General features: G+C 44.5%; 8 protein-coding genes. 4 read left to right on the forward strand and 4 right to left on the reverse strand.

What is annotated here, in order from left to right; genetic code table 11:
* Positions 1 to 814: 814 nt before the first annotated feature.
* From N7974_RS19475 to N7974_RS19490, 4 genes are all read left to right on the forward strand, one after another.
* Positions 815 to 1096 (forward strand): type II toxin-antitoxin system RelB/DinJ family antitoxin, encoded by a 282-nt coding sequence (locus tag N7974_RS19475; RefSeq protein WP_262967206.1) that lies wholly within the window; start codon positions 815 to 817, stop codon positions 1094 to 1096.
* Positions 1068 to 1400, forward strand: coding sequence for a type II toxin-antitoxin system YafQ family toxin (locus tag N7974_RS19480; RefSeq protein ID WP_262967207.1), 333 nt, complete (start codon positions 1068 to 1070; stop codon positions 1398 to 1400). Before N7974_RS19475 ends, N7974_RS19480 begins: the two co-directional genes overlap by 29 nt.
* Positions 1401 to 2698: 1298 nt before the next feature.
* Positions 2699 to 3340, forward strand: coding sequence for a DUF6655 family protein (locus N7974_RS19485; protein ID WP_262967208.1), 642 nt, complete (start codon positions 2699 to 2701; stop codon positions 3338 to 3340).
* 288 nt (positions 3341 to 3628) lie between these two features.
* Positions 3629 to 4213 (forward strand): chemotaxis protein CheB, encoded by a 585-nt coding sequence (locus N7974_RS19490; RefSeq protein WP_262967209.1) that lies wholly within the window; start codon positions 3629 to 3631, stop codon positions 4211 to 4213.
* A 509-nt stretch (positions 4214 to 4722) separates the two neighbouring features.
* On the opposite strand, the gene N7974_RS19495 is transcribed toward N7974_RS19490, so the two are convergent.
* The 4 genes from N7974_RS19495 to N7974_RS19510 form a co-directional block, all read right to left on the reverse strand.
* Positions 4723 to 4956 (reverse strand): WGR domain-containing protein, encoded by a 234-nt coding sequence (locus N7974_RS19495; protein WP_262967210.1) that lies wholly within the window; start codon positions 4954 to 4956, stop codon positions 4723 to 4725.
* A gap of 689 nt (positions 4957 to 5645) precedes the next feature.
* Positions 5646 to 6710 carry a response regulator gene (locus N7974_RS19500; protein WP_262967211.1) on the reverse strand — a complete coding sequence of 355 codons (1065 nt, stop codon included), beginning with the start codon at positions 6708 to 6710 and terminating at the stop codon, positions 5646 to 5648.
* A 145-nt stretch (positions 6711 to 6855) separates the two neighbouring features.
* The gene (locus tag N7974_RS19505) at positions 6856 to 7224 is read right to left on the reverse strand and encodes a response regulator (RefSeq protein ID WP_262967212.1); all 369 of its coding nucleotides are present in this window, start codon (positions 7222 to 7224) and stop codon (positions 6856 to 6858) included.
* Between the two features lie 4 nt (positions 7225 to 7228).
* On the reverse strand, positions 7229 to 8156 hold a 928-nt coding region (locus tag N7974_RS19510), incomplete at its 5' end, for a response regulator (RefSeq protein ID WP_262967213.1).

The raw sequence follows: 8156 nt of genomic DNA on the forward strand, positions 1-8156 counted from the left end.
TTTTGGTCAACGCAGTAGAAGAAGTCTATGCCATTGCTACGACCGCTCGGCCGACAGAATCAAAAAATGCTCAATTAATAGAGATTCCTAATGGCCAACAAGGATAACACGATAAGCAACCTGTCTTTGCCAGCCCTCGTGCCGACTTTACGCCAACAGGCCGAAGCATTGGTTTTCCACATAAAGCCGACGCTATTTTAGATTGTTGATAGACAACGCCTACCGGATCAATTTACAAGGCGAATCGATGCGAAAAAATGAATTCCTTAGGTTAAAGCGATCTTGCTATTTTTCAAATAGCAAGATCGTTTATGGTTTTCGTTATTTATCATAAGCCTTTATAAAAGAAGATATTCAGGTCGGGTGCTATAAAGCAAGGCAATTGATGCAAAAATTGGGCGTGAAGCTACGCTACCAAAAACGCTTCAAAGTGACTATAGAGAGTTTGATATCGCTACGCCCATAAGGTTTAGATGATTGATATGGCTTACGTCTGAACCCTTGAAGGCTGGCTCTAGGTCACGATTGTTATTGATTTATTTTCCAGATAAGTAGTGGATGACTTATTGTTCTTATCACGGTAGCGTTTTCATTGGCGGTCAAAGTTCCTAATCCTAGTTCGTTTTCGCCGTCAATACGTAATTTCTATAGATTTTCAGAAAAATAATTTCCTAACCAGTAAAAAACTCCTTGTTTATTTAACGTTCGTAACAAGTCCTTTTTCACCGACAAATCGACAACTATTTACATAAAAATCTTTACAGTATCTCTTTTGAGATACATAATCTATCCGTATATATTTAGAGAGATAAAAATGGCCACACACACATCTATGTTACACGTCCGTATAGACGATGAAACTAAAGCGCAAGCAACCCAGACACTTGCCGCTATGGGGTTGTCGGTATCTGATGCCGTCCGCTTGTTTCTGCATCGCGTGGTGGTTGATCAAGCTTTTCCACTCGAATTGAAGGTGCCGAACGCAGAAACACGTAAGGCGATGGCCGAAGCTGACGAAATTGTCAGTACACGCCACGCACGTTTTTCAACAGCTGTCGAATTATTTGATGACCTCGAAAAAAACACCGGCAAGTAAGAGAGCGCCACTACCACGGGCAGCGGATTACACAAAAAGCTTCATCAAAGACTGGGAACGATTGTCTCGATCTGGTCGATACGATTTGAACCGGCTCAAAAAAGCCATGTTGCTGCTCATTGCTAACGACGGCCCACTTAGTGCCGAATGGCTGGACCATTCGCTTAAAGGTAATTGGGAAGGACACCGCGAATGCCATATCGGCGGTGACTTTTTGTTGGCATACAGATTAGATACCAGTGTAAAACATGGATTAATCGTATTTGTACGCACAGGTACTCACGCCGAATTGTTCAGCGAGTAATATCAAAATTGGGTGTAGCAACCGATCAAGTTTTCAGGTTTAAATCCAGTTAAACGTTTCTGTTGTCCGGGATATGCAAAGCGGACATTAGAAATCAACTAAATTGAAATGTCTGGTCGTCAGTCAACGATCCACTGCTGACATTGGGATAAGGATGTAAGCTTCCCAATGCCGGTCATTGGTAAAGTAGCAATATCGACCCACCGGCGACATTGACGCCAGATTTTCTAATGACAGCATACACACGTAAAGCTGTCAGTCAATTTTAGTGAGTCAACCGATATTACAAATGGAAAAGTACCTATGCCCTAAATAAGGCAACTACATATAAATTTCATATCGAAAAAATGACATCCTCCCTAAATTAATTTTTCAAAGCGGCTTTAAAAGCTTTTTTCTTAATGCTCATTGCAATGCTTCGGACAGATTTTCTGTGATTGAAATCAACTGTCGTAATGTGCATCGTGAACTAATTTCCAATCGGTTCGTTACCGCACCGACCAAGTTCGGTCTTGTGTGTAAAATCGTCAATCAGTAGCCGGAAATAGGTTTTCGCACCTTATTCATGACTAATTGGGCATGAATAACTTATGAAGACTGAAGTCCAATAGGACGGAAACGTACGCTAACGCCTGATGTAACCAAAATGAAGGTTAAACCTGTATCTTAAATCGATTAATAGACAAATTGTCCATCATTACTTCGGACAGTTTCGATAAAAGCGGTCTTGTAGAAGAACTCCATTAATCCCAAGAAGGTGTTAGCTTGATCAATCATGAATAAACCTGCCTTCCTCCGTCAGTAGCCAAAGATTGCAGTTATTAAATGTAATCAATTCGATAAATGATGGCCTATGTACTGAGACAGCGTTATTCAATGAAGCTCTACGTCGGCTTATATTTAACACAAACTCTTTATTCTTGGTACGAAAAAGCCTGGCAGTTTAAATCACCTAAAAATCACACGGTCAGAACAGGCGGCTTTTGGCTAGTTGAAAGTTTTTATGGATAAGGTATTCAGAATATTCCTATGAGACTTTAGAGGTCTTTTGTTAATGAGTACCCGTGATTAACAAGGATAAAGATTTTAGCAGTCTTTGTTAGCAACAGAAGAGCTTAGCCATGGCCATACATCAATAGGATGTGAGCCGGAGGCAGACGGCTTTAGAAGTCTTTATTAAGGGCTAAATTATTAGTGCGCGATATCAGTAACCTTTTCATTTTGGGGTTCAAGCTCTCGTTGTTTTTTAGGCAATGCTTACACTCTACTCTTCTGAAAAATACATAAATTGAAAAATCATGATGATAAAAAAAACGCTACCCTTAGTTTTGGTTTTGACCTTAAGTGGTTGCGGTACTATGTGGCAGACGACTTTACCCACACAAACTGCGCTTGATCAAATACTAGTTTCTACTGCCGCTGACCGTGCCGCTAATTTATTGGTTATGAATTCTCAAGGAGAAGCGATTGCAAACTTAAGTGGTAGTTTGGGAAAAACGTTTATTTATACGAAAAACTTTAATACCTTTGATGTTAAAAATCAACAATATGCGCTACACGCTATTCGTAGGCATTTTATTGATGCGGGTGTGGTTTTAGTTGATGATCCTAAAGAGGGGGATACGATTGCTGAGATTGGAACGGGAGCCTTATCGATAGATAACACCAGTTCATTAGTGGGAATGCCAACAATAACGGTACCGATTCCATTAGCAGGAAATGTGAGTATCCCTGAAATTTCGTTGTATAAAAAAGAAACCAATCGTGCTTTAGCGGAATTTGCGATTAGTTTGCGTGATACGCATACTGGGAAAACGCGGGGTAAGTCTTTTGTTAGTGTAGGTACGGCGAAAGTTGATAGCTGGGTGGTGTTATTATTTTTCAAATTTACCACCAATGATATGCAGATTCCAAAGCAATATGACAGTATTGGCGATTAAACAGCGGGTGGGCCGTGAATAAGAAAGGCGCTGTTGAATAAATAATTAGATATTATAGTCTTTCAGAAATTACACTTTCAAAGTCTAATAATAAAAATTTTTAAAATCAATATTTTTGTACGATAACGGGATGTTATTTATCTGAAAGTCTATAAATAAAACTCAAAGCCACTCTAAAAACTGTTTGGTTCAATAAACCTAAATTAGATATTGAATCAGCGCCAAACGGCATGAAATAAACATAAATCGATAAGTTTTTACTAAAAAAAACAGGACAGGTTATTGCCAATGAAAGCTAAAAATATTACAAAAGACTTTCCTGTCGTTTGCGTGGGTGGCTCGGCCGGTAGTCTCGAAGCGTATACGCGTTTACTAAGACATTTGCCAGCTGATATGGGGGTTGCTATTGTCATCATCAATCATTTGAGAAACGTAGCCACCCTGCTCCCCAAAATTCTCCCGCGCTATACCAATATGCCGGTTAAACTGATCACGGAAAATTTACTCATCCAGCCTAACCATGTGTTTATAATCCCGGAAAATCGTGACTTGCACGTTTTTGAAGGAGAATTCCGTTTAGAGCCCATATCAAAGCCTTGGGGATGGCCAGATGTGATTACGATTTTTATGCGTTCCCTGACGGAGCACTGGGACGGCAAACTTATTGCTGTCATTGTCTCTGGCTGTGATGGTGATGGAGCAGCAGCGCTAAGTGGCATAAAAGAAGTGGGAGGAATTACCATCGCGCAGAAGCCTGACACAGCTGAGCAGCCAGATATGCCTGAGAGCGCAATAGCCAGTGGGTATATAGATTTTATACTTGCACCTGAGGATATTGCTCAAGAAATTGTGAGAATTTCGCAGGCGGTGTAACTAAACATTCTTGAGTAAGATATGGATACATGAACAGTAGTCTTGATACGGAACGATTTGTAATGGTCAAGTAAAACAGGACAATTTTTTAAGCAGCTTTCTTGTCTATTCCCGTTCAAATTCCAGCGGAGATTGGTGGCTTAATGTTAAATGCTTACGCTATATATTTAGTAGACATCTTTCCTAAATAATCGACATAGAATTTGGCCTTTATAAGGTTAAAATAGCGACCTACCTCTGAAAACACGGATAGCCATGACTCCTTATGCCCAATTGCCAAGACTATAGTGGACCCAAAAATCCGGACAGTCGATTAAGATGGTGTCTTCCATAAAAAGGCAGGCAGAAATGAGTAATAAAAGCGCAATTTTTTGACGGGACACAAAAGCTAGCTCGCGTTAGAAACCTTGAAGGAGTAAAAAACGATAAATGAGATTGCTCAAGAGTATCGTGTTCGATAGAGTTTACGCGTACACCTTATATATAGGTGATTACTTCAGCCACCCCTATCACAAAATGGCTTGATAGCCTTTTTTCTGTTTGGCTGCGCATAATTTTTGTCCCGCTAGTTGCGCCTCCGTCTCGGTATCGAACCAATCCTTCCGAACCGTTCCGGATGAACCTGCCCTGCCCCATTCTTTAACCAACGACCAGTCACCAAAAAGGCCTGGCATTATAAACAACTGATAAAACCGGTGCAGATTTTTGTCCGGGTCATGCATTTCCAGATAAATATGCTTCATAACTCACCTTTGTTTATAGAACGTTACAACTCAGATCAACTGCCGTAGGCGTTAATTACCTGTTACATGTCACGACTAATAAGTAAATTGTAATGATTCATGCCGATAATCAACCAGCGCCGATTCATTCATAAATATTCGGCTTATGGCTGTATCTCATTTAGCCAAACATCTTGGCCTTGTCCATCCGGAATATTTGCCTGTTGTTGGCTTTTTTTCCGAACGAGCTTTCTAATCAAGTGTCATTGGATAGCAGTCGATAAACTGATGCTTTACTGAGCGCATATTCAGACATTAGATTTTTTATTAAAACACCATCAGCACGTTTCTGTTTCATTTCTGATAACTGTTGATCGGATAGCTTGGCTTTAGCGCCAAACTGGACACAACGGTCGTTAATAGATTATTAATCTGATAAACATAAACACCACATAAGACACGAGCAATCTGTATATTTTTCCAGTGAAAAATAGGTTAAGGCTTAACACCCATGCCTGAACTCACTAAAGTCAGGATGTTTTGACCTATAAAATCATTACCCAATGGGTGGACGGAATTTTCGGCGGTTAGGGCTTATAATCCCATCTTATTTCAAAAGGTAAATTAAGACCGTTGAATCAGTGAAATAAACTTAACTTAGAGGCTAGCGGGACTTTTTGCACCGTTGGACTTCAAACCCCATAATAAACTTACTGTGTATGTTCAGCATATATTCCCCGGAAGATTTCCGCGCAGGCCTTGAAGGCTGCCAGCACGTCCGGGTCGAAATGGCCGGGCATGGTGCGTCCATCGCCTTCGGTGATAATCTGCATCGCCTTGTTGTGGTCAAAATGCGGTTTATAGGGGCGCTTGGAGCGCAACGCATCATATTGGTCACTGATGTTCATTAGGCGCGAGGAAAAGGGGATTTCCTGGCCTCGCTTGCCGTTGGGATAGCCACCGCCATCCCAGCGTTCGTGGTGGTTGAGGGCAATTTCGGCACCCATGCGCAGGTAGGGCGAGTTGCCGCACTCCAGAATTTTTGCGCCCTGCGCGGAGTGGGTCTTCATAATCTCCCATTCGTCAGGCTCGAACGAGCCGGGTTTCAGCAAAATGTGGTCTGGAATGCCGATTTTACCGATGTCGTGCATCGGACTGGCGTAGAAGATACAATCCTGGAACTCCGCATCCATTCCTAGATACTTCGCTAAGGCGCGGCAGTAGTAGCTGATGCGGATGACATGCAGGCCGGTGTCCGTGTCCTTGGATTCAGCGGCGGAAGTCATGATGAAAATAGTTTCGTGGTAGCTCTCGGTTAATTGCGAGGTGCGCTTGGCGACCAGCTCTTCCAGAAGATGATTGTGGTCGGCGAGATAATCCGTATATTCCTTCAGCCGCAGCATATTCTTCACGCGGATTGACAGCTCGGCACGGTCCACAGGCTTGTTGATAAATTCATTTGCGCCCATTTCCAGGGCCTTTAAACGCGAAGCGCGGTCATCCAGCGACGTCACGATGATGATTGGGATGTGGTTCGTGTGCGGGTTGGTTTTGAGCAGTCGCGCAACCTCGAAGCCATCCATTTCAGGCATCATGATGTCGAGCAGAATGAGGTCCGGCTGACGTTCTTCAGCCAACGCCAATGCCTCCGCTCCGCGTTCAGCAGAAAGTGTTTCGTAGCCATCGGTTTTCAGCAGGGTTTGCAACAGACGCAGGTTGAGCGGTTCATCATCGACAAGCAGTAAGGTAGCAATGTGAGTTGAATAAGTGTTCATTTTGTGTTACTTCCTATGGTGATTAATCAGGCAATATCCAAGAATATGTCTACCTGAATTGTGCAGGGTATTTTCTTCGCAGGAAATCGCATTAGGTAGGAGGTGGGCAATCGATCAGAAATGAGGCCGATGGCATAAGGAAACATCACGTATCACCCAGCATCTTGTTCACCAATGCCAGCAACTCCTGATGATGAATCGGCTTGGGCAAATAACTATCGCATCCTGCTGCGCTCATGGTTTGTTCGTCGCCTTTCATTGCGTAGGAGGTTAGGGCAATGACCGGGATGTGCGCTATGAGAGGGTCGGCCTTGAGCTGGCGGGTGGCGGTTAAGCCATCCATGCTAGGCAGTTGTATGTCCATCAACACCAGTGCGGGCATCACGGTACGTATCAGCACCAGGCCGCTTTCCGCGTCGGTCGCCTGCAACACTTCGTGGCCGGCGCTGTTCAACAGAAAAGTGGCCAGTTTCATGTTGGCCGGGTTGTCTTCGATTACGACGATTCTGGACACGGTATTATCCCCTTTTCTGCAACGCTCGGCGCACTTCGATGGCCATGTTTTCATAGCGGAACTCGGCTTTTTCCAGAATCGCTTTGACATTGCCGTCGAGCATTTGGCGGTCTTCCGTCGTGAGGCGTTTGGAAGTAACGATGATGATGGGTATCTGCGCGGTGGCCGGGTCATTTCTGAGCGCTCCTACCACTTCGAAGCCTGAAATTTCCGGCATCAGCAGATCGAGTAGAATGACATCGGGATGATCCGCATGCGCCAGGGTAATGCCGTCTGCGCCGGAATACGCTGCACTCACCCGATAGCCGCTACGTTTTAGGTAGCTGCTCATAAGTTTAACCGTGCCCGGATCATCATCCACCACCAGCACGCACTGCGTCATGCCAGTGGTCTGATCGGACATAGGGAGAATTCTGATTGCCACCAGTGCGTTCTTCAACTCCACATGCGATACAGGTTTTTGTAGCACCTGACTGGCACCCAGCGCGATGCCGCGTTTGCCGTCGGCGAGGACGGAGATAATCACTATCGGAACGGTGGCGAGTTGTGGCATCTGTTTAATGCGGCTCAGCACTTCCCAACCATCCATGCCGGGCAACATCAGGTCGAGCGTAATGAGATCAGGATTATTGTGCTGCAGCCATTCCAACGCCTGCTCACCGGACGCCATGCAGGTCACGCGCAAGCCCTCACCTTCGAAGTGATGGGTGAGCAGATTGGCTGATGAGAGCTCGTCCTCGATGACGAGGGCAATCGGCGCGTCCGATAGCTGATTTGCCAGCGGTGCGGCCGACGGCTTCTGAGGGTCAGGCAACTCCGGTACGGCAGGCTTGGCTGCATCTCCCACCTTTCGCCACGGAATTCTTACCGAGAACCGCGAGCCTTTGCCTGCTTGGCTTTCCAGCTCCACGCAACCACCATGCAACTCAGCC

It is taken from the genome of Methylobacter psychrophilus, from assembly GCF_025583945.1.
GTDB lineage: Bacteria > Pseudomonadota > Gammaproteobacteria > Methylococcales > Methylomonadaceae > Methylobacter_C > Methylobacter_C psychrophilus.

Bases quoted from the DNA above. Each gene is read 5' to 3' on its own strand.
- N7974_RS19495 (WP_262967210.1), bottom strand. From the start codon at position 4,956: ATGAAGCATATTTATCTGGAAATGCATGACCCGGACAAAAATCTGCAC.
- N7974_RS19475 (WP_262967206.1), top strand. From the start codon at position 815: ATGGCCACACACACATCTATGTTACACGTCCGTATAGACGATGAAACT.
- N7974_RS19480 (WP_262967207.1), top strand. From the start codon at position 1,068: ATGACCTCGAAAAAAACACCGGCAAGTAAGAGAGCGCCACTACCACGG.
- N7974_RS19500 (WP_262967211.1), bottom strand. From the start codon at position 6,710: ATGAACACTTATTCAACTCACATTGCTACCTTACTGCTTGTCGATGAT.
- N7974_RS19485 (WP_262967208.1), top strand. From the start codon at position 2,699: ATGATGATAAAAAAAACGCTACCCTTAGTTTTGGTTTTGACCTTAAGT.
- N7974_RS19490 (WP_262967209.1), top strand. From the start codon at position 3,629: ATGAAAGCTAAAAATATTACAAAAGACTTTCCTGTCGTTTGCGTGGGT.